Genomic DNA, 23,645 nt, shown 5'->3' with positions numbered 1-23,645 from the left:
AAGGCTGTAATGAATAATCAATTTCTAGGTGGGGAGACGAGGTTGATAATTAGCAGTTATTAATTAATAATTAACAATTAACAATTAACAATTAACAATTAACAATGAATACAGCTTCAGAAATCGTGCTATTACCCTCACCCTAAATCCCTCTCCCAGGGGGGAGAGGGACTTTGACAGCCTATGGCATGATTACTCAAAAGGCTGTAATGAATCATCAATTTCTAGGTGGGGATGCGAGGTTGATAATTAGCAGTTAATAATTAATAATTAGCAATTAATAATTAACAATTAATAATTAACAATTAATAATTAATAGTTAACAATGAATACAGCTTCAGAAATCGTGCTATTACCCTCACCCTAAATCCCTCTCCCAGGGGGGAGAGGGACTTTGACAGCCTATGGCATGATTACTCAAAAGGCTGTAATGAATCATCAATTTCTAGGTGGGGATGCGAGGTAGATAATTAGCAGTTAAATAATTAATAATTAGCAATGAATAATTAACAATGAATAATTAACAATGAATACAGCTTCAGAAATCGTGCTATTACCCTCACCCTAAATCCCTCTCCCAGGGGGGAGAGGGACTTTGACAGCCTATGGCATGATTACTCAAAAGGCTGTAATGAATCATCAATTTCTAGGTGGGGATGCGAGGTAGATAATTAGCAGTTAATAATTAATAATTAGCAATGAATAATTAACAATGAATAATTAACAATGAATACAGCTTCAGAAATCGTGCTATTACCCTCACCCTAAATCCCTCTCCCAGGGGGGAGAGGGACTTTGACAGCCTATGGCATGATTACTCAAAAGGCTGTAATGAATCATCAATTTCTAGGTGGGGATGCGAGGTAGATAATTAGCAGTTAATAATTAATAATTAGCAATGAATAATTAACAATGAATAATTAACAATGAATACAGCTTCAGAAATCGTGCTATTACCCTCACCCTAAATCCCTCTCCCAGGGGGGAGAGGGACTTTGACAGCCTATGGCATGATTACTCAAAAGGCTGTAATGAATCATCAATTTCTAGGTGGGGATGCGAGGTAGATAATTAGCAGTTAATAATTAATAATTAGCAATGAATAATTAACAATGAATAATTAACAATGAATACAGCTTCAGAAATCGTGCTATTACCCTCACCCTAAATCCCTCTCCCAGGGGGGAGAGGGACTTTGACAGCCTATGGCATGATTACTCAAAAGGCTGTAATGAATCATCAATTTCTAGGTGGGGATGCGAGGTAGATAATTAGCAGTTAATAATTAATAATTAGCAATGAATAATTAACAATGAATAATTAACAATGAATACAGCTTCAGAAATCGTGCTATTACCCTCACCCTAAATCCCTCTCCCAGGGGGGAGAGGGACTTTGACAGCCTATGGCATGATTACTCAAAAGGCTGTAATGAATCATCAATTTCTAGGTGGGGATGCGAGGTAGATAATTAGCAGTTAATAATTAATAATTAGCAATGAATAATTAACAATGAATAATTAACAATGAATACAGCTTCAGAAATCGTGCTATTACCCTCACCCTAAATCCCTCTCCCAGGGGGGAGAGGGACTTTGACAGCCTATGGCATGATTACTCAAAAGGCTGTAATGAATCATCAATTTCTAGGTGGGGATGCGAGGTAGATAATTAGCAGTTAATAATTAATAATTAGCAATGAATAATTAACAATGAATAATTAACAATGAATACAGCTTCAGAAATCGTGCTATTACCCTCACCCTAAATCCCTCTCCCAGGGGGGAGAGGGACTTTGACAGCCTATGGCATGATTACTCAAAAGGCTGTAATGAATCATCAATTTCTAGGTGGGGATGCGAGGTAGATAATTAGCAGTTATTAATTATTAATTATTAATTTCCGGGGCGAGGTTGATAATTAGCAGTTATTAATTATTAATTATTAATTATTAATAATTAATAATTAATTATTAATTTCCGGGGCGAGGTTATAGAAGAACCCGCCCCTAGAATTATCAATTGTGTGGCCGGAAGGTTGCCCGATCGCCTAAATCTGGTAAATTTAAGGTAACAGTTGAGCAAACAGACGGTAATTGAACCTATGGCACTGATTACAACCGGTGGGAAACTAATTCGAGATTTGGAGTCGGAAGGAGCTTTAGCGCTCTATGTTCCGTTGGAGGGAGGATTTGAGGGACGTTACCGCCGCCGTCTCAGGATAGCTGGTTATACTACCTATAGCCTATCAGCCAGGGGATTGGGTGACTTGGCGGCGTACTTGTTGGGGGTTCATGGTGTCCGACCGCCTCACCTAGGTAAAAAAAGCAGTGGTAATGATGCGGCGGTGGGAGATATTTATTATCTTCCTCCGGTGGTCAACTATCAGTTAGAGAATCTGCCCCCTAACTCCAAGGGATTAGTATTATGGATCATAGAAGGGCATATTTTGTCAAGCCAAGAGGTCGATTTTCTCAGTCGCCTACCGAGTATTGAACCTCGGGTTAAAATTGCCATAGAGATGGGAGGCGATCGCCAATTTAGCTGGAAACCTTTAAAAAATGCGATCGCCGTTGCCTAAGCGCCAACCATTTCCCGCATCCATGTAAACATAGAAAATGTGATCACTACTGATTCCCCTCTAACATCACTGAAAACAGGTCGCTGGTTCAAACTCATTTGTGGAGCCAGTTACCAGCACCTGCCATCAGTGCGCCATTTGGCCCTAGCTTATACCCTAGCGGGGGCGGACTGCATTGATGTGGCGGCGGACCCAGCCGTGATCAAGGCTACCCTGGAAGCGATCGCATTATGTGCTGATTTAGGAAATCAGGCTCGTCGCCGAGGTTTTGGCTATCGAGGGAGACCGTGGTTAATGGTCAGCCTCAACGACGGAGAAGATCCCCATTTTCGGAAAGCTGAATTTGAAGCCACAGCCTGTCCCAGCCATTGTCCCCGTCCCTGTGAAAGCATTTGTCCGGCGGGGGCGATCGCTTTTAGCGACCTACAAGCTGGGGTTATAGATGAACTATGCTATGGCTGTGGTCGGTGTATTCCCGTTTGTCCATCAAATTTGATCCGCGCTCGGTCCTATGTATTTACCCCAGAAGCCGTCGCGCCGCTGATATTTCAAACCGGAGTTGATGCCATCGAAATCCACACCCAAAGCGATCGCGAAGCCGACTTCCGTCGCCTGTGGAATCATATTCAGCCTTGGATACACCAACTCAAAGCGATCGCCATTAGCTGTCCCAACAGCCCCGACCTAATCGATTATTTGTGGAGTCTGCACCAGCTAATCACTCCCCTACCGTCAACAACCGCCTTAATTTGGCAAACCGACGGTAGACCCATGAGTGGCGACATAGGTAGTGGCACCACCAGAGCCAGCATTCAACTGAGCCAAAAGGTGTTATCCGCCCAACTACCAGGATATGTGCAACTAGCAGGAGGCACAAATGATTATACTGTAGCCAAGCTGCGATCGCTAAAACTTCTCCCCGATGAGGGAACCGAGAAAAACTCCACTTCCCCAAAAGTCGCCGGAGTCGCCTATGGTAGCTATGCTCGCACCTTACTTTCCCCCATTTGGGAATCCCTAGAATCTCCTAATCAGGAATCTGACCCCCTAGAAATGTCAAAAATCACTCAATTAGAAACCCAAGCAGACCTACTATGGAAAGCCGTTAACCTAGCAAGTTCCCTAGTTGCCCAAATCAAAGGATTTTGAGGTTTCCTGCCTCCCAATCCCTCAACCAGTTCTCACCCTATTGATTGAACACTTCAACCTGAGAAGTATGCAGATCACAGACGACCTTAACAGATTGCTTGATATTGTTCCCCCAACAGTCCGAAAAAACCTGATCAACCACCCAGAACGCGAATGTTTGATTGAAATAGTTATGGATTTGGGTCGTCTCCCAGAGGCTCGTTTTCCCAGCAATGCCGAATACCTATCCCAACAGCCTGTTACCTGGGATGACTTGGGCCATTGCATATCCCGCATTGGTGAGTTTAGCGGTGACAACCGAGCCGGTATTGAAAAAACCCTACACCGGATTAGTGCCATTCGCAACCGCACCGGGAAAATTATCGGCTTAACCTGTCGAGTTGGTCGCGCCGTATTTGGCAAAATCGGCATGATCCGAGACTTGGTAGAAACCGGAGGCTCAATTTTGATGCTAGGTCGTCCTGGTGTCGGCAAAACTACTGCCCTGCGAGAAATTGCCCGCGTCCTAGCTGATGAACTCCATAAACGGGTCGTAATTATCGATACATCTAACGAAATTGCCGGGGATGGAGATATTCCGCACCCCGCCATTGGACGAGCCAGACGTATGCAGGTAGCCAGTCCAGAACTGCAACATCAGGTCATGATCGAGGCGGTGGAAAACCATATGCCCGAAGTGATTGTCATTGACGAAATAGGCACAGAATTGGAAGCCCTCGCCGCCCGCACAATTTCCGAGCGGGGTGTGCAATTAATCGGAACCGCCCACGGTAACCGCATTGAAAACCTGATGAAGAACCCCACTTTAGCAGATCTGATTGGCGGAATTCAAGCCGTCACTCTGGGAGATGATGAAGCACGGCGGCGGGGTTCTCAAAAAACCGTTTTGGAACGTAAGGCTCCCCCAACTTTTGATATTGCCATAGAAATGTTGGAACGGGAACGTTGGGTTGTCCATGAGTCGGTATCAACTACTGTTGATGGTTTGCTGCGGGGAATGCAGCCGACTTTACAGGTCAGACAAATGAACGATCGCGGTGAAGTCACTGTTACCCAAGAACGTTATAGCACCCCCGCCGCTCGGAATGCGGTGCCAGCAGGAGCATCTACTGGTTCATCCCGACCCTTACCCCCTTTGTCTGCACCGGGTTTGGGGGGTCTGCGGGCTTCCGGGAAAATGATGCCACTTCCCACTAGCACTACTGTTCGCGAAGGGTCTGCGCCGGAAAATAAACCCGCCACCCAGGAATTTGAACAGTTGCTGAATGCCTCCTTTGATAGTCAAGGATTGGGGGATGACAATGGTTTGGATCTGGGGGATAATGGATTTAATGAGGATGATTTGCCTCTGCATATCTATCCCTATGCGATCGCTCGCTATCAGATAGATCAGGTGATTCGCACTCTGATGTTGCCTGTGGTGGTGACTAAGGATATTGACAGTGCTGATGTCGTCTTGGCTTTGCGATCGCATATTCGCAATCAGTCCAAGCTGCGACAAATGGCAAAAAATCGCCATATACCCATTCACACCGTTAAATCTGGCAGTCCCCCTCAGATTGCTAAGGCTCTGCATCGGTTACTACACAGGTCAGATCCTAGCACTCCAGAAGTTCCTGATCTGACTCTGTTTGCTTCCGGGAATTCCTCTGATGAACTCGAAGCCTTAGAGGAAGCCAGACTAGCAGTAGAGGAAATTGTCATTCCCAAGGGTCAACCTGTGGAACTTTTACCTCGTTCCCCAAAAGTGCGAAAAATGCAGCATGAACTGGTCGAACACTATCGCCTGAAATCTAACAGTTTCGGCGAGGAACCCAACCGCCGGATCAGGATTTATCCAGCATAGCAAACACATCACAACTATAGAGGCAGCCTGTTCGGGTTGCCTCCGTTTACAATAGATAATTAAAATATAACTATTTTCCCTTTCAACTTTAGCAAGTTTAAGGAAAAATTAATTCACTCTCTACTGTTCCCTCTTGCCTTTGATAGTGTTGTTTGGGCAAATAACTTAACTTAATGGTCAATGATTCAACAGCTTATTCAACTAATTGCTACCATGACTGGGCTACATATTCGACCCCAGGATTATGGGACTTTCTCCCAAAAAATTTGGCGACGGGTTCAGCAACTACATCTTTCTAGTTTGAATGAATACTATAATTTGCTCACCGCCGCCAATACCGAGAGTCAAACCGAATGGTCGGAATTGATGCCTTTGTTGACCACCACGGAAACCTACTTTTTTCGCGATCGCGGTCAGTTTAAGTTATTGCGTGAGGTCATACTACCCGAGTTGATCGCCGCCCGAAAATCCTCTAAAACTCTGCGTTTGTGGAGTGCTGGATGTTCTACCGGGGAAGAAGCCTACTCTTTAGCTATTTTAGTGCAACAGTTGCTCCCAGACTGGTCAAATTGGTTAATTGAGATTACCGGAACTGATGTTAATGAAGTCGCCCTACAACGCGCTAGAGATGGCGTATATAGCCATTGGTCTTTTCGCATGGTTGACCCCGAGGTGCAACGTCAATATTTCTATCCCCAAGGACAGAATTGGTTAGTTAATCCCGCCGCTAAAAGTTTGGTTAGGTTCCTGAAACTTAACTTGGTGAGTGATAATTGTACCAATGCGATCGCCAGTCTTGGTAAAATCGATTTAATTTTATGTAGAAATGTTTTTGTTTATTTCGAGAAACCCTATATTGTACAGGTTCTGAGAAAATTCTATCAGGTACTTAGGCCCGGTGGGTATCTGATGACAGCCCATGCAGAAATTCAGGGATTATTACTTGATGAGTTTAAAGCCTGCATTTTTCCAGAGTCCGTGATTTATCAACGGGAAAAACCTCCCCAAAATCTCTCTGTATCCTCCCCCAATGTCTCCCTAAACCATCGCCAGCCTTTATCCCCGTTGCTAAATCGAGCCTATTATCACCCCAATGGTAGCCGTTTACCATCCCCTTCTCAACCTCCCGCCAATCACGGTCAACAGAAACAAGGTAATCTCTCGACTTTATCGATTGTACCGCCACCCATTTCCGCGATACCCACTGCATCAGAACAGGCGATCGCCATTAGTCAAAGCCTCGAAGAAGCCAAAAAGCTCATCAACCAAAAAGCCTATAATGAAGCCCTCAAAAAAGTTCAAGAATTTGTCGCTAACCATCCCCAAAATTTTGATGCTCATTATTTAATGGCGAAAATTTATGCCAATAGCGGACAGCATGATCAGGCAATTTTACATTGTCAAAAAGCCTTGGAAATTCAGTCATTGTCCATTGAACCTTATTATATTTTGTTGCACATTGCCCAGGAGCAAGGGGACTTACAAAACGCTAAAATTTTCTCCAAAAGAATCATCTATTTATCCGATGTTTCTGCTTCGTCAATTTGCGCTCATCTCGAATTAGCAACTGTCCACGAAAGGGAAGGAAATTTACCCCAAGCCAAAAAACTGTACTTAACTGCATTATCCCTGTTAAATACAGTTCCTGCTCATCTTCCTGTACCCTATTTAGGGGAAATTTTAGGAGGAGACTTAAAGGCTTATCTCCAACAAAAATTAAATCTGATTTTGTATTAATAAATAAGGCACTGAAAATTATGGAAACTAAACCTTATCTGATGTTTAAGTTGGGAGGATTGAATTATGGCGTAGATGGCTTCTTAGTTCAAGAGATTTTCTCCTTACCTGAACTCACCCCCATTGTCGAAGCAGCCCCCGAATTAGTAGGTATTCTGAATTTACGCAGTGAACTATTATCAATCATTGACTTAAATATTCATTTTGGACTTGCATATAGTCAAAATCCTTATGCAATTGATGATATTATTATTGTCCTACAGTTAGGTGATGAAAAGTTGGGAATTTTGGTGAATGAAGTGTGCGAAGTGCAGATGATTTCCTCCGAGGATATAACCAGTAAGATTCCCTATAGTATGATGGTAGAAATACCAAGTTACCATAGTTCCGGCTCTCATCATCATGCGATCGCTGGATATGCCGAAATTGAAGACCAGATTATTATGATCATAAATCCCGAATCTTTACGGGATCATATTATATCTGATAGTCCCGAAATTATCTCCGATCGCAGTAATTCTCATCGAGATAGTTTAGGGAGTGAAACTCATCGAGATGACCATGATTATCCAGTCCCCAAAAACCGTAAAATTCCCGCTTTCTGTCCTGACGCAACACCAGAAGAAAGGCAGATTTTTCGGGAACGTGCCGAGAATTTGAGGCGCAAGACCGAGAAAGATGAATTGTCCGGGTTAATGTCCTTGGCTGTCATTGGTTTAAACGGTGAATACTTTGGCGTAAATCTCTCGATTATTCGGGAATTTACCGATATTCATAATGTTACCCCTATTCCTTGCACGCCCCCTCATATCGTCGGTAATATGAACCTGCGGGGTGAAATTGTCACCTTGGTTGATATTAGGGGAATTTTGGGTCTACCAATGGATATTAACGGTAATTCTCAAAAAGCCGCGATCGTCCAAGTTGGTGAAGTAGTCGCCGGAATTATTGTTAATGATATTTTTGATGTCACCTATCTAAACCCCTCCGCTATTAAGCTAGTTCCCGCCGCTGTTCATTCTACCCAAGATGAATATTTACGAGGGACAGCAATTTATCGCGATCGCCAAAATCCCCAAGCACAAAACCGGATGATGAGTTTATTAGACCTCGAAAAAATCCTAGTCCAAGAAACCCTGGTAGTTAATGAAGAAATATAAACCAATTGTTAACTAATTATAAAAACTCTATCGTTTGGCATATTCCCGCGTAAAATAGTAGTGATAATCAGAGTTTAGCTATTTTTTCAGATTAGCCACAGTTGCCGACCCTCCGACCCTCGACCATTTATAGACAGCAATGCCAATCAGCGCCTATTTTTACTAACATGATGCAAAGATTAACCACCAAACTTTACTGCGGTTTCTTCCTGATACCCGCCACAGTCATCCTAGCTATAAGTAGCTATTCGGTTTTTTCATTCTGGCGCATCGATTCGCGCATTGGCACTATCTATGATGATCGGGTTATACCCCTTCAGCAAATCAAAAATATCTCCGATGCCTATGCTATTCAGATAATTGATGCCGTCAATAAAGCCAATAGTGGCTTAATCAGCACCAATGCAGCCTTAAACACTGTTAATCGTTCCATAGAAACAATTAGCACTAACTGGGAAAGTTATAAAAACACCGAATTAACACGAGAAGAAAGAGAACTCGTCAACGAAATTGACCGATTATTTCTTCCCGCCCAAAATCGCATTACCGAACTGCAACAAGCCCTACAAAGAGGCAATCCCGAAGACTTAGCCGCCTTTGACGGACAATTATATGATGTCATAGACCCCCTCACCGCCAGACTTCAGGAGTTAATTGATTTACAACTGCGGGTAGCCTCAATCGAAAGGGAGAAAGCTCGCGCCGTATTAAATGAAACCCTGTTATTATTTGGATTATTAATCTTACTTTCCATAGTAATCGCCTCTCCCCTAGGTTACTTTTTAAGCCAATCTATTGCTAACACCTTTAAACAAACCATTAAAGCTATTTCCGAGAGTTCCACAGAAATTGCTGTCGCCACAGAACAACATGAACGCATTGCTACAGAACAAGCAGCAGCCGTTAGCGAAACCACCTCCACCATGGATGAATTAGGAGCCTCCTCCGAAGCCGCTACCCAACAAGCAGAAGCCGCCGTCACCGGAGCGAAAAAGGCTTTATCCCTGTCCGAAAGTGGTCAAACTGCAGTTAATAGCACCTTAGAAGGGATGGCAACCCTCCAAGATAAAGTAGAGGGAATAGCCCAACAAATTCTCCGCCTCAGTGAACAGACCAATCAAATTGGTAACATCTCCCAATTAGTCGCTGATTTGGCTAATCAAACTAATATGTTAGCCCTAAATGCCGCTGTTGAAGCAGTACGAGCCGGAGAACATGGTCGCGGTTTTGGGGTAGTTGCCACCGAAATCCGCAAACTGGCTGATGAGAGTCAGAAATCCGCCCAAAAAATCGGTACTTTAGTTTCCGATATTCAGACCGCGATTAATTCCACCGTGATGGTCACAGAAGAGGGAACTAAAACAGTTCGCTCCAATGTTGATGTCGCCCAAAAAACTGCCGAAGCCTTTTTAGGTGTCAAAGAAGCAGTAAATGATGTAGTTGTGAATAATCAACAAATATCTCTGAATATTAAGCAACAAACCCTCGCCATTAATCAGGTTTTGGAAGCCATGAATTCCCTAAAGCAGGGAGCCAACGAAACCGCCAATGGTATCGGACAAACCAAAAAAGGCATGGAACAGCTAAAACATATAGCTGATGAGCTGGAGTCCATTATTTAGGGATAATTTGAATATTCATAAACCGGGGATATTCAGACAGTAAATTTAGCGGATTGACGATTATTTAACATTTTTAGGAGTTACGAAAAATGCTGATGTTTAAAAAGTTAAGATACTGGATTGTGGGAGGATATACTATTCCCATATTCCTGATGATTGCTAGTGCCACGGTGGTTTCTGTTAACGTCGGTCGGGTGCAAAGCGAAGCCCAGCAACTAAATGTATCTCGTCAAATAGCTGAAGATATTGCTGAGATATCCTGGAATCTTCAGGCTATGTCCAGAACCCTGAGAGGCTATTTGATTGCCAACAATCCTACATCTATAAATAGCTGGAATCAAGCCAAAAATGATGCTAATCAAATCATAGGTTCGTTAACAGAAACTATGACTGATGAAAATCAACTTAAAACCATGGAGGAAATTCGGAAACAGTATGATGATTTAGTCGAATTTCACGAGGGTCTAATCCAAATAGTAGGGGCTGGTGACATAGAAGCAGCTCGTCAAACCTGGATAGCAAATGGCATAGGGATCAGAGTTGCTGAGGATACTGCTAAGTTAATTGATCAGATGAAGAGTCGGGAAGCGGAACTGGTAAATATGCGAGTAGCCAGCCAAAGCCAAGCTCTGAATAATCTGTTATCATCTGTGTGGGTTAGTATTGGTCTAGCGGTGATAGTTTCGATTATTTTAGGAAGTTGGATTATCACTACTATTGTTCAGAAAATTACCCAAGAAGCCAATAACATCGCCCTAGCAGCTACGGAGATTGCTACTACTATTGAAGAACAGGAAAGGGTGGCTGTTCAACAGGCTGCTTCTGTGAATGAAACTAGCACGAGTATGGATGAGTTGGGGGCTTCCTCCCGTCAGTGTTCTGAACAGGCTTCTGCTGCGTCTTCGGGAGCGCGTCAGGTGCTGGCTTTGGCGGGAAGTAATCGCCAAGAAGATACATTAGATGGTAGTCCGAGTTTGCGGGAAAAAATGTCACAGGTTCAGGCTCAAATCCTGCGTTTGAGTGAAAACCTCAGCCAGATATATAATATTACTAATTTGGTTAGTGATTTAGCTAATCAAACTAATATGCTGGCTTTGAATGCTTCGGTGGAAGCGGTCAGAGCAGGGGAACATGGTAAAGGTTTCGGGGTGGTGGCTAGTGAAATCCGCAAATTAGCTGATCAAAGTCGCAAGTCGGCGGAAAAAATTGGCTCTCTAATTGCTGATATTCAAAATTCGGCTAATTCTACTGTGATAGTAACGGAAGAGGGGACGAAGGCTGTGGAAAAAATTATCGTTTCTATCAATGATGTGGCGGTGAATATTCAACAAATTTCTCTGAATACTAAACAACAGGCGATGGCGGTAGAGCAGGTGATTGATGCGATGAATAGCCTAAATACTGCGGCGCAAGAAACAGCGAACGGTTTGGCTCAAAGTCGAGCAGGTACTGAGCAACTTAATAATACCGCCCAGGGCTTAAAAAATCTGGTTTAGCAAGAGTTTATGGCTAGGAGAAATTACCATGATTGAAGATGACGAATTGCGGGAAGTCTTTAAAATTGCCAGTGAGGAACATTTACAAAAACTTGATGATGGTTTTCTGTACCTAGAACAAAACCCTCACGATAAGGGGAAAATAGATGAACTGCTGCGGGAAGCTCACAGTTTGAAGGGAGATGCGGGAATGTTGGGGGTTAAGGATGTTTCTACCCTGGCTCACCAACTAGAACACCTGTTAGGGGCTATAAATAGGGGAGAGGATACGTTTTCCCATGAAATGAGCGATCGCATGGGTCAAGGACTTGATGCAATTCGGAAACTGGTGACAGAAGCTGTTACTGGGGAGCCTTCGGGGATTAATGCTTTTTATGTGTTAGCGAATTTAATGGGGGCGAAGCCAGAAGGGGAAACTACGCCACCCACAGAGACCGAGACGGCTGCTGTAGCTGATTCTGATGACTCTGGGGATGAGAACCTGACAGCGCCAACAACCACGGAAGACGAGGAGGAAGAGGCGGAAACTATCCCAGAGACGGAAGAAACACCAGCCCCGCTAGATGGTTTCAGGAAGGATGAGCAAACCCCAGAGAACCCGGAACAAGGGGCTAGTCCAATTATTGAAGTAGAAAATCCAGCCCCTGCTAGTCGAGCAGTTGTCCCTAGTTCGACCTATAAAATTGAGACAATTCGGGTAGCGACACGAAACCTGGATGCTCTGATGACTCAAACGGGAGAGTTGACGGTAACTAAAATTCGCATTGCCCATAGGTTAGCAGAAATTGAGGAAATTACCAACCTATTGGAAGAATGGAGTCGGGATGCTTTTATCAATAGATTTGCTCTCCATGACCTGGAAGCTAAGGAGGGTTTATCTAATGGTAAGGGTACGATGGGACAATTACAAAGTTACCACCAAAGAACAGGCGATCGCTTAGAGGTTCTTAGCACATTAGTCAATCAGCTAAGAACTTCCATCTATGAAGATATGGCTCGTCTGGATTTAATTTCTGACGAACTAGAAGAGGGAGTGCGTACCCTGCGACTGTTACCCCTATCGACGATATTTAACCTATTTCCGCGCATGGTGCGGGATTTAGCTAGGGAACAGAATAAACAGATAGAATTGGTAATTGAGGGCGGCGAAACTAGGGCGGATAAACGCATCCTAGAGGAGATGAAAGACCCCCTAATGCACATTTTGCGTAATGCTGTTGATCATGGCATAGAAACTCCCACGGAACGTCAAAAAAGGGCAAAACCACCCAAGGCGACTATCCGCCTACGGGGATATCAAACGGCTACCAGTGTGGTGATTGAGGTGAGCGATGATGGCCGAGGTTTAGATATTGAGCAAATTAAACAAACCGCCATTAAACGGGGAATTTGTCAGCCAGAAGAATTGGTGGGAATGACTATCCCACAAATTCAAGCGTTGATTTTTACTCCCGGTTTTTCTACCCGTAAATCGGTGACAGAGGTTTCGGGGCGGGGTGTGGGTATGGATGTGGTTAGGACTAATGTTGAACACCTCAAAGGGACGATTAACGTTGATTCGACCTCTGGAAGGGGATCTACTTTCCGCATTCAATTGGGAACTACCCTGGCTACAGCCCATGTGTTGATTGTGGCGGTTGATAGCATTTCCTATGCGATTCCTGTAGAGTATGTGCAAACTACCCTATTGGTGGATGATGCGGATATTTTTGCCATTGAGGGTCGAGATACGATTCTTTTTGATGACCAACCTGTGTCGGTGATGTGTTTAGTGGACTTGCTAGAATTGCAATCTAACCGTAATGCTATCAGGGGTTGGAATCACCAACGGAAGTCTCAGCGAGATGAGTCGGAACGAGAAACAACAGGGGATATGCTATCGGTAAGGCTGAGGGAAAATGTCAGACCCTGGGAAGCTAATCTGAGCCATGACCGAAATCAATCTCAACCATCGAAGGCTAGATCTTGTATAATTCTAAGGATGGGGGAAAATCGACTAGGCCTATTCGTTGACACGCTTATTGATGAACAAGATGTTGTCCTCAAGCCCCAAAGCCAACTACTGCGACGAGTAAGGAACGTTGCTGGGGCGACTATTTTGGGCACGGGGGAAGTGTGTATGGTGCTTAATCCCCAAGATATGATTCGCTCGGTGCGGAAAAATTGGAAATCCTCGGCTTCTATTAGTCTTTCTGATTCAGATGAGTTGGATTTAGAAAGCGATCGCCCATCTGTTATTCTATTAGTGGAGGACTCCATTGCTACTCGCACTCAAGAAAAGCGTATTTTGGAAGCAGCAGGTTATGAGGTGGTTACAGCAGTCGATGGACTAGACGGATTAAATAAACTCAAAACTCGCTCCTTTGATGCGGTAATCTCCGACATCCAAATGCCTAATTTAGATGGTTTGGGATTCACTGCCAAAATCCGCGAACATCAAGAATATAGCGAGTTACCAATTATCTTGGTGACATCTCTTGCTTCTGATGACGATAAACGCCGGGGTGCTGAAGCGGGAGCTAATGCCTACATCACTAAAGGCTCATTTAACCAGGATATCCTCCTGCAAACTCTCAGCCGATTAGTTTGACTGCATCCAACGGGGGATGAGCTCATTGGTCTGGCTGGCGGTCATATACTGTAACCGCTAGACCCACCCGGTATTTTAACACACGCAAAATCAACATGGCGATTCGAGTTTTGCTGGTGGAAGATTCCCCAGTTGCTCTGATTATTCTCAAACGCATTTTGGCTGAATGCAACGATATTCTGGTTGTGGGTACTGCTCGCAGCGGTTTGGAGGCTTTGTCTTTAATTCCTCAATTGCAGCCAGATGTGATTTGCACAGATTTACATATGCCTCACATGGATGGCCTGGAATTTACTGGAGAGGTGATGGCTAATTTCCCTAAGCCGATTCTGGTAATTAGTGCATCTGTCCAGGCTGAGGATACTTACAATGTGTTTCAACTTCTCAATGCGGGGGCGGTTGATGTTTTTCCTAAGCCGAAAACTGGGCTGGCTTCTGACTATCAGCAAGCGGGTAGGGAACTGATCCATAAAATTAGAGTTCTGGCTGGGGTTAAGGTGTTTACTAAGCATCGACGGGGGGCTACTGTTAAGGCGACTTCCCCGGCGGCGAGTCCATCCTATTCGGGGAGCAGAGTTAATAGTCCGGTGGCGGTTCCTACTCCTCAGAAAACTTCTTTTTCCCCTCAGAAAAAGACTTCACCCCATCGCTCTCAATCTGTTCGGGTGGTGGTGATTGGTGCCTCTACGGGAGGACCCCAGGCTCTCCATACCCTTCTGACTCAGTTTTCCCCTCAGCTCCCGGTTCCGATTATCTGTGTTCAACATATTAGTGAGGGGTTTTTGCAGGGATTGGTCAATTGGTTGAATTGTCAGTGTTCTATATCGGTTAAAATTGCTCAGGCAGGAGATTTGCCTCAACGGGGAAATGTCTATTTCGCCCCGGAGGGGAAACACCTGGAAATCGATCGCAATGGTCGGTTTTTGTATTCTTCTAGTCCGGCTTTGGGGGGACATCGACCTTCGGTGACCGCAACTATGAAGTCTGTGGCTAATTTCTACGGTAGTCACACTCTGGGAGTATTATTAACGGGTATGGGCCGCGATGGGGCTGAGGGAATGATGGAAATTACACAATGGGGCGGTATCACTATCGCTCAAAATGAGGAAAGCTGTGTGGTTTTTGGAATGCCCCGAGAAGCGATCGCTCTGGGGGCGGCGAGCCACATTCTCCCGGTAGAGGCGATCGCTCCCTTGATTTTAAATATGATTAATTTGGGCATCAAGTCTTAACGTTCAATACCGAATCAATTACCTCGCACAATTTCTGGGCATCAAAAGGCTTGGTTAGGTATTCTGTGGCCCCGGCTAGTCGCCCCTGCACTTTATCAAAGGCCCCGTCTCGGGCTGTTAGCATAATAATTGGCAATGCCTGAAATTGCGGGATACTCCGAATTGTCCGACATAGTTCTAATCCATCTATTCCTGGCATCGATACATCTAGCAGTAGCACGGAAACTTTGTTATGATATATAACTGATAAGGCATCGACGGCATTATCAGCCAGCAAAACGTTATAAGTATTAGATAGGGCTTGTTTGACTAGGCCCTGCATAACTGTACTGTCATCTACTGCTAGGACGGTTGCTTGTTGACTACTTTGATTAACAGACATTGATTATCTTTCCCTCCGTGACGCGGCAGACCCCGACTCACGATTGAGCTATACTATTAGTTTATATCGTTGTGCTGTGTTTAAACTACCCCCCCCCAGGCGATCGCTTACCTGGCAACTGTTAACTGTAATATTAAAAAAAAGTTAAATCTGAAAATTCCCCCCCCAAAAAAGGTTGACTATTGCTCACGATTTTGGTAACATCAAACTATAATATATTAAAAAATTAGATGTGTGCCTGATTTGGAATCTCGCCAATATCCCATTATGATAAAAGCATAAGTAAAGTCAAGCACAAAGTCAAGCATTATTTACAACTATTTACAATTGCCCAAATCCTGCCATAACTGGGGATTATTAAAATCCTCAATGACATAAGTTGCGCCGAAATTTTTTAAGATCTGGGGGTCATGGGTAGAGGCGACACCAATAGTAGTTATTCCAGCAGCAACGGCTGATCTAATTCCGGAGGTAGAATCCTCAAAAACGATAGCATCTTGAGGGGATATATTCAACTGTTGTAAACAGACCTGGTAAGGTTTCGGGTCAGGCTTACCCACCCCGACATCTTCAGAGACAATAACGGTCTGGAAATAATCAACCAAGTTTAAAACCTTCAGCATAAAGGCGGCATTTTCCCTAGGCGCATTAGTAACAATAGCAGTTTGCAGTTGCTGTTTTTGTATCCAAGCCAACAACTTGGTTAAACCGGGTAAAGGTTTTAAATTCCCGGCAATTTCACGAAATATAGCTTCTTTTTGGTCAGCCAAAATCTGCCCTTTTGCGGGGGAAAGTTGCGGGAGAATATCCCGGACAATATCAGGGTTTAAACGTCCGCTAATGTTAGCTCGATAAAAATCCGGGTTAATTTCCAGATCATAATTTTTGAGGACATCAACCCAAGTCTGATAATGAATAGGGTCGGTATTAGCCAGAGTCCCATCTAAGTCAAAAATAATCGCTTTCAGCATGATGTAAATCCACTATCTGAGTAATTAATTATTAGACCTGCGCCAGTGAAAGATATTTTCTAGGGTATTATACCAAAATTTTTGGTTTCGATGTCGTTGATGAACCCAAGCGGCGGCGGTTGGGGAAATTATCCCGGTAAGAGTTGGCCAGGGAGGGGTAAAATTAGCGATCGCATTGATGGTAATACGTTTTTGAATAGCGATCGCCAAAAAATTAATGATCTCATCAGCGCCAACCCCGAAAATAGTAGCCCCCAAAAGCCGACCATCAGAATGTCCGACCAACTCACAAAAACCCATAATTTCCCCCAAAATTTGAGTTTTAGGAACCTGTTTAAACATCTGGCGGCTAACTTGTACCCGGTCTCCATAGCGCCGTCGTGCCTGAGTTTCAGTCAAACCGACCCTAGCTAAAGGTGGGTCAGTAAAAATCACCCAAGGAACATGATCATAACTGACCTGAAATATGGGTAAATATAGGGCATTTTTTATGGCGATTTGGGCTTCATATTCAGCTAGATGAGGCATAGGATAACCCCCCGCCAATTCTCCACAAGCATAAACTCGATGATTAGTGGTTTGCCTTCGGGAGTTTAGCTGCAAATAACCCCCAATAAATTGAACTCCGATATCATCCAAATTTAAGCCACACAAATTAGGCTGACGACCGATACCTAGGATAATTTCATCAACTTCGATCGCCTTATTTCCGGCTTGTATCCATTTGGTATCATCAATTTGTTTAGCCTGAATCACAGGGGTTTTAGTCAGCACCCGCACCCCTTCAGCTTCTAACAAAGATTGCAGCAAAAAAGCGGTGTGGGGTTCTGCTCTCGGTAGTATGTGGTTACTGCGAACTATGATGGTAACATCACTTCCCAAACGCCTAAATATTTGGGCTAATTCCACAGCGCTAGGGTCGCCGCCAATGAGGGCAACATGATTAGGAATTTTGGTAATTTTATGAAGAGTATCGGCGGTGAAATATCCGGTAAGAGTCAATCCTTCTATGTCGGGAATTTGGGGTTGGGAACCCATAGCCAGTAAAAAAGTACGCGATCGCAAAATTCGATTATTGACCTTCAAAGCCAGCCGAGGTTCTCTAATAAATTCCCCTACCCCAAAAATCATATCTACCCCCAAAGAAGCGATCGCCGCCGGAGAATAAATACTTTCTAGGTTAGTGGTGATATATTCACTCCATTGACAACTAGAGTCCCACTGTATCAAAATATTTTCTGGTAGGGTGCGATCGGCGGTTTCCCAACCGATGCCGAATTGTGACACCTGGCGCATTTGTTTAGCTACCTTAGCTATCTGTAAAAGGGGGTGGTGTCTGTTAGCCCCAAGAATTTGACCAGGAACAGGGGGTGGGTCAGGTTCCAATAGTGCTACCCGACCCTGCATTTTAGAGGCGTTTATAGCGGCTTTACGTCCGGCTAAAGTGCCACCAATGATAACTACATCATAATCGAGCATTTTGGGTAAGACGGAATTATTATCATATCTTCAGATTTTACCCAATTTTACCCCAAAAAATATAGATTAATTATGGCGATCGCCTTCTAGCTGTCGCAAACGTTCTTCTAATTCACGCACCCTGTCCTCGGCGGCTTCAGCCCTTTGGCGTTCAGTTTGCACCTGTTTAGCCAATTCGGTGGGTGTAAGGAATCGTTCACCGTCTGGGCGATAAATCGTAAAGTTTCCGTCTTTCAATTCAAACCGGATACCTAAGCGGGGACTCGTCCAATTTTCCGGTTCGTCGATCACTTCGAGAGTCCCATCACTACTACGCAGCCAACCGTTGAAATCTAGGCGATCGGGGTCTAAAATATAGTATTCTTCAACCCCATATTGTTCATAAAACTTAAATTTTCTCGCCATTTCTTTCAAGCGATTTCCCGGTGAAAGAATTTCAAAAACCACTTGTGGTGGTATGTTACCTTCTTCCCATTGTTGATAGGAACCGCGATCGCCTTTAGGTCGCCCAAATACTACCATCGTATCAGGGGCTTGACGTATTTTATTATCACCCTGCTGAGGATACCAGAGTAAGTCTCCAGCCACAAACACATTAGGATCATCATCAAACAAGATTTCTAGGTTTTCTTTAATAACAACAATCCAGCGAAATTGTTTAGTATTATCTGACATAGGATTGCCATCGGATTCGGGATAAATGACCGTGATTTTGTCTTGAGTGCTTGTCATAGACTTGTCATCATGGCTATGATGATATTTCTTTGATTCATTATATCATAGCTGTGGCTGTTGGCTATAGGGTGAGATAGACAGCACCATGGGCTATAGGGCTAGACATGGTGCTGAGATAATTATGGATTTTTAGGACGTGCGCCAAACTTTTGAATTAATAAATCCCGGATAATTGGCTTGAGGTCATCGCAAGCTACACCCTTTTCTAAACGACTTCCCAACTCAGCCTCATGACCTACTTTTCCGCCGGTATAGATATCAACACCTTCCACTGTTTTACCATCTTTACGGGCTTTAGTACCGATGAAACCGATATCAGCCACTTGCGGCTGTCCGCAAGAGTTAGGGCAACCAGTCCAGTGAATACGAACGCGATCGCTTATTTCCAACTCCTCATCAAGTTCTCGAGCTAATTTTAAAGCCCGTTGTTTAGTTTCAATCAAAGCAAAATTGCAATAATTATTTCCCGTACAAGAGACAAGCGATCGAGTCAAAGGGGCAGGATTAATCGAGAAAATCTCTAACAAAGGTTCTGCCAAAAACGCCTCTAATTTATCCTCCGAAATATAAGGAATAATCAAATTTTGCTCAACCGTCAGGCGAATTTCTCCCTCGCCATAAACCTCCGCCAAACGGGCTACTTCAAACATTTGGTCTGCGGATAAACGCCCCACCGGAACGTGCAACCCAACAAACTTATATCCCTGTTGTTTCTGGGGGTGAACACCCAAATAATCTTTCTTATCCTGGGTTATTTCATCCTTTAAGGCGGCTGGTGCGAGAGTTTGACCAAATTCTTCCTCCACCTTAGCCCGGAAGCCTTCTACGCCCCATTTATCCACCAACCACATCAAACGTGCCCGTTGGCGATTTTCCCGCAATCCTTCAGAGAGACCATTTTGGGTGTAAACTGTTAGGATAGCGATGGAAAGTTTAATCACATCATCGTTAGCAGGAACCCAAACATTAATCGGCACAGCTTCCACCTGACGTTGTGCGGATAAATACCCACCTACGAGGACATTAAATCCTAATATGCGATCGCGATAAGCAGGCACAAAAGCCAAATCATTAATTTCAGCATGAATGGAATTATCTCGTCCCCCTTCAATAGCAATATTGAATTTACGGGGAAGGTTAGAAAAAGCATAATTACCCTCACCTTGATTGGTGATTACACTCTCCAATTTTTGCAACAATTCTCGGGTGTCGAACAATTCATCCGGGTCAATACCAGCAATGGGAGAACCCGTCAGGTTGCGAACATTATCCATACCCGATTGAATGCTGGTCATTCCTATAGCTTTCATTTGGGCAAAAATATCCGGGAGGTCTTCCAAACGAATACCGCGTAATTGGATATTTTGGCGGGTAGTAATATCGGCGCTACCATCATCTCCATAGCGTTGGACAATTTCGGCTAATACCCTCATTTGTGCGCTGTTGAGAGTACCATTAGCAATCCGTAATCTCAACATAAATTTACCGGGAGTAACAGGTCGGAAGAACACCCCCAGCCATTTAAGACGCATTTCTAAATCGGTTTTATCCATGGCTTCCCAACCGATTTTGGCAAAATATTCTAACTCGTCTTTAACAGCTAATCCATCTTTATCAGCTTTAGCTTTTTCGATTTTATTGAGTTTGACTTTGGGTTCAGAGGCGACAACCATGAGTTTATCTATAACTGAGGTTAACAATGATTTGTAGATTAAATTCAGAATCAGTGATAATTTGTAGTTTAAGATACATAAAATCCAAGAGTTTGCAGTTATTGCATATATAATATGTAAAAAACGCATATTAATCAGATTTTAGTATTTTTGAATACCAAATTACGGGGAAATTCACCATAATTTGGGTTCATCAACCTGATGACCGAAAGTTTAAACTTATCTAATGTCTGGGTATTATTTAGTAATTAATTAACGAGGTGCAATTATGGAAAAAAATCAAGCTATTGGCAAGGTGTATTTAGTGGGTGCAGGGCCTGGTGATCCGGGTTTGCTGACATTAAAAGGCAAGGTTTTGATTGAATCAGCGGATGTGGTTATTTATGATGCTTTGGTGAGTGAAGAAATTTTAGCAATGATTAACCCCAAGGCTGAAAAAATCCATGCCGGAAAGCGTCGGGGTCGCCATTCTTTACCTCAAGAGGAAACGACACAATTAATGATTGAGCAAGCCCAAACTCATGGGGTAGTTGTACGTTTAAAAGGCGGCGATCCATTTGTTTTTGGTCGTGGTGGGGAGGAAATGGAGGCTTTAATCGCGGCGGGAGTTCCGGTAGAGGTGGTTCCGGGTGTGACTTCTGGTATTGCCGCGCCAGCTTATGCGGGGATTCCTTTAACTCACCGTGATTATAGTTCTTCTGTGACTTTTGTAACAGGTCATGAAGCGGCGGGAAAGTATCGCCCAGAGGTTAATTGGGGGGCTATTGCTAAGGGTTCTGAAACTATTGTTATTTATATGGGGGTTCAGAATTTGGGTAATATTATTGAGGCTTTGGTGGCTGGTGGTTTAAGCCTCCAAACTCCCATAGCTTTAATTCGTTGGGGAACTTGTCCGCACCAGGAGGAATTACAAGGTACTTTAGCCACTATTATTGAACAGGTTGAAAATACGGGTTTTGAAGCGCCAGCTATTGCTGTTATTGGTGAGGTGGTTGGCTTAAATAATGTTCTGTCTGGATGTCGTCCTGTACCTCTGAAAATCATCACTAAATAATGGAATTTGATGATATGAATGAATTGGTTAATTTGGCTAAGGTTGCTAGTGATAATCAAGATTGGTCTCAGGTTGTTTATTGCCTACAACAGTTTGGTGTGAGTGGGGAAAATGATGGCTGGGAAGAGGCGATCGCTTTAGCTTTAACCGCTTTACAATATGGAGATTTTCACACCCGTTGGGATGTAGCTAAACTGTTGCCGAAATTGGGTAAATCAGCCTGTGTGCGGTTGATAGAAATTTTCGAGGATGAAGCAGCAGATCTAGAATATAGATGGTTTGCGGGGCGAATTTTAGGCGATTTTCATACCCCAGAAGCGATCGCCTGTTTGGTGAATTTCCTCAGTAGCGATGCTGATGATGAATTGATAGCGATCGCTGCTAGTGCTTTAGCTAATTTAGGACCGGAGACGGTAGCAAGTTTAACCACTCTTTTAGAAGACCCCAAAACCCGTCTTATGGGTGTGCGCTCCTTATCTCAAATTCGGATTTCCGAGGTGATTTCTCCCCTGTTAACTGTTGTTGAAGACCCCGACCCCCAGGTGAGGGCGATCGCCATTGAAACCTTGGGAAGTTTTCGGGATGATCGGGTAATTCCGGCTTTAATTAATGCCCTAGAAGACCATGCAGCCATAGTGCGATCGGAAGCGGTGATTAGTTTAGGATTTCGGTCAGATATAGCCACACAATGGCACTTGGTAGAGTCTATAGACCCATTACTGTATGATATTAACCTCACTGTTTGTCAGCAAGCCGCAATGGCTCTGGGGCGCTTAAAAACGGATGCAGCTATTGAAAGTCTATCAACAATTTTACAATCTTCGCTGACCCCAATTCCTTTACAAATTGCCTGTATTAAAGCGTTAATTTGGATGGAAAGTTCAGCAGGTTTAGACTGCATTGCTCAATGTATATCAGGTTTTCACGAAACAGTTATCCTGGAAACTATCCAGTTGTTAGGTCGCTTAAAAACTGCTAATCTCAAAAATCAGGCGGGTCAAATGTTGCTAGATTTATTCAGAACCGAACATCCTAGCCTCAGCGAAACACGGATTAAACAGGCTGTAGCTTACGCTTTAGGTCAGTTAGGAGATGCCAAAACTATGGAGGTTCTGCAAGTCCTCAAAACGGATGTTAATGATAGTGTCAAATTTCATGCGATCGCTGCTATCCGACAATTAGAGACTATTTCGACATAGCCTGAATTATCAACTCTTCCGGTGTGCGAGACTGGGAATTATTAGGGCAAGTTTGCGCGCCCCAATCGCACTTTCTCAGATGGTCTAGTTGCCAACTCAGGGGTATTTCCAACAAATCGCGAGACCCGGTAAATCCCTGTCCTATAAATAGCAATAAGGCTATACAATTAAGTATGGTATGAGCCATGCGCCATTTGTAGGATTTGTAAATATCGGGAACAATTGCCAAGGCAAAAATCATCAATAAAGAGGAAGTAATACCATAATAGTAATGGGAGACGTGCCATTCATAACCTCGGCGAAATACCCCATCTTGCGCTCCCAAAATTACTAATCCTGCCCCAGTTAAGGTGGCAAAAACACCCCGCCACAGGGGTTGATTAGCATTAGCGCGGTACAGAAAAACTAAGGAGGCGATCGTTCCGATAAAGATTAAAACTATAAAAATAGCCTCAAACATATTCTCATCAGAAAGTTCCTTAAATACCCCCTTAAATCCAATGGAATACGCTAAAGCAATCAGGGTCACTCCTACGACGGTTCCGGTCAGCCAACGCCCCATTTTTAAGTGTTCCCGACCTACCATTGGGGGAATGCGACTTGTGCTTCCTTTTTCTAGGGTTTGTAGGCGACGCTGACGAGTTTGCCAAGCCATGTGGGTAGAAATTCCAATTATGGGAAATACGACAACTATGGCTAGAAATGGATGAATCAAACTCATGAAATCGATTAGCTGCATT

At 43.8% G+C, this 23,645-nt stretch carries 17 protein-coding genes; 11 read left to right on the top strand and 6 right to left on the bottom strand.

The genetic code is table 11. From position 1 onward, the window contains the following. Window positions 1-2,103 precede the first annotated feature (2,103 nt). From XZ46_RS08520 to cheB, 9 genes are all read left to right on the top strand, one after another. Window positions 2,104-2,580 (top strand): NAD(P)H-quinone oxidoreductase subunit N, encoded by a 477-nt coding sequence (locus XZ46_RS08520; RefSeq protein WP_006669642.1) that lies wholly within the window; start codon window positions 2,104-2,106, stop codon window positions 2,578-2,580. A 39-nt stretch (window positions 2,581-2,619) separates the two neighbouring features. Next, window positions 2,620-3,729, top strand: coding sequence for a circadian clock protein LdpA (gene ldpA, locus XZ46_RS08515; RefSeq protein WP_006620452.1), 1,110 nt, complete (start codon window positions 2,620-2,622; stop codon window positions 3,727-3,729). A 67-nt stretch (window positions 3,730-3,796) separates the two neighbouring features. Continuing rightward, the gene (locus tag XZ46_RS08510; protein WP_006620453.1) at window positions 3,797-5,575 is read left to right on the top strand and encodes a R3H domain-containing nucleic acid-binding protein; all 1,779 of its coding nucleotides are present in this window, start codon (window positions 3,797-3,799) and stop codon (window positions 5,573-5,575) included. A 180-nt stretch (window positions 5,576-5,755) separates the two neighbouring features. Further along, window positions 5,756-7,312, top strand: a complete 1,557-nt coding sequence (locus XZ46_RS08505) for a CheR family methyltransferase (protein ID WP_006620454.1) — start codon at window positions 5,756-5,758, stop codon at window positions 7,310-7,312. Between the two features lie 20 nt (window positions 7,313-7,332). Then, window positions 7,333-8,472 carry a chemotaxis protein CheW gene (locus XZ46_RS08500; RefSeq protein ID WP_006669641.1) on the top strand — a complete coding sequence of 380 codons (1,140 nt, stop codon included), beginning with the start codon at window positions 7,333-7,335 and terminating at the stop codon, window positions 8,470-8,472. 167 nt (window positions 8,473-8,639) lie between these two features. Further along, window positions 8,640-10,094 (top strand): HAMP domain-containing methyl-accepting chemotaxis protein, encoded by a 1,455-nt coding sequence (locus tag XZ46_RS08495; RefSeq protein WP_008049646.1) that lies wholly within the window; start codon window positions 8,640-8,642, stop codon window positions 10,092-10,094. Between the two features lie 89 nt (window positions 10,095-10,183). Beyond that, window positions 10,184-11,590 carry a methyl-accepting chemotaxis protein gene (locus XZ46_RS08490; protein ID WP_008049645.1) on the top strand — a complete coding sequence of 469 codons (1,407 nt, stop codon included), beginning with the start codon at window positions 10,184-10,186 and terminating at the stop codon, window positions 11,588-11,590. A gap of 28 nt (window positions 11,591-11,618) precedes the next feature. Continuing rightward, window positions 11,619-14,180 (top strand): hybrid sensor histidine kinase/response regulator, encoded by a 2,562-nt coding sequence (locus XZ46_RS08485; protein ID WP_008049644.1) that lies wholly within the window; start codon window positions 11,619-11,621, stop codon window positions 14,178-14,180. A gap of 95 nt (window positions 14,181-14,275) precedes the next feature. Further along, window positions 14,276-15,412, top strand: a complete 1,137-nt coding sequence (gene cheB / locus XZ46_RS08480) for a chemotaxis-specific protein-glutamate methyltransferase CheB (protein ID WP_006620459.1) — start codon at window positions 14,276-14,278, stop codon at window positions 15,410-15,412. Here the strand turns inward: cheB and XZ46_RS08475 are convergent. From XZ46_RS08475 to XZ46_RS08455, 5 genes are all read right to left on the bottom strand, one after another. After that, entirely contained in the window at window positions 15,402-15,794 is a 393-nt protein-coding gene (locus XZ46_RS08475) for a response regulator (protein WP_006620460.1), read from the bottom strand. The genes cheB and XZ46_RS08475 overlap by 11 nt on opposite strands. 317 nt (window positions 15,795-16,111) lie before the next feature. Next, the gene (locus XZ46_RS08470; RefSeq protein ID WP_008049643.1) at window positions 16,112-16,765 is read right to left on the bottom strand and encodes an HAD family hydrolase; all 654 of its coding nucleotides are present in this window, start codon (window positions 16,763-16,765) and stop codon (window positions 16,112-16,114) included. Window positions 16,766-16,789: 24 nt separating this feature from the next. After that, on the bottom strand, window positions 16,790-18,244 hold the full coding sequence (locus XZ46_RS08465) for a dihydrolipoyl dehydrogenase family protein (protein WP_008049642.1): 1,455 nt from the start codon (window positions 18,242-18,244) through the stop codon (window positions 16,790-16,792). A gap of 66 nt (window positions 18,245-18,310) precedes the next feature. Continuing rightward, on the bottom strand, window positions 18,311-18,976 hold the full coding sequence (locus XZ46_RS08460; protein ID WP_008049641.1) for a Uma2 family endonuclease: 666 nt from the start codon (window positions 18,974-18,976) through the stop codon (window positions 18,311-18,313). A gap of 122 nt (window positions 18,977-19,098) precedes the next feature. Further along, window positions 19,099-20,652, bottom strand: a complete 1,554-nt coding sequence (locus tag XZ46_RS08455) for a ferredoxin--nitrite reductase (RefSeq protein ID WP_008049634.1) — start codon at window positions 20,650-20,652, stop codon at window positions 19,099-19,101. Window positions 20,653-20,920: 268 nt separating this feature from the next. On the opposite strand from XZ46_RS08455, the gene cobA reads away from it, so the two are divergent. Further along, window positions 20,921-21,706 carry a uroporphyrinogen-III C-methyltransferase gene (cobA, locus tag XZ46_RS08450; protein WP_006620466.1) on the top strand — a complete coding sequence of 262 codons (786 nt, stop codon included), beginning with the start codon at window positions 20,921-20,923 and terminating at the stop codon, window positions 21,704-21,706. Window positions 21,707-21,720: 14 nt separating this feature from the next. Beyond that, the gene (locus tag XZ46_RS08445) at window positions 21,721-22,905 is read left to right on the top strand and encodes a HEAT repeat domain-containing protein (protein ID WP_228116514.1); all 1,185 of its coding nucleotides are present in this window, start codon (window positions 21,721-21,723) and stop codon (window positions 22,903-22,905) included. On the opposite strand, the gene XZ46_RS08440 is transcribed toward XZ46_RS08445, so the two are convergent. Then, window positions 22,892-23,644 (bottom strand): DUF4079 domain-containing protein, encoded by a 753-nt coding sequence (locus XZ46_RS08440; protein ID WP_048895006.1) that lies wholly within the window; start codon window positions 23,642-23,644, stop codon window positions 22,892-22,894. The genes XZ46_RS08445 and XZ46_RS08440 overlap by 14 nt on opposite strands. Between the last annotated feature and the right edge of the window lies 1 nt (window position 23,645).

The sequence above is a fragment of the Limnospira indica PCC 8005 genome (assembly GCF_000973065.1).
Taxonomy (GTDB): Bacteria; Cyanobacteriota; Cyanobacteriia; order Cyanobacteriales; family Microcoleaceae; genus Limnospira; species Limnospira fusiformis.
The sequence above is the reverse complement of the archived record's forward strand: the minus strand, read 5'-3'. Positions and strand labels throughout refer to the sequence as shown.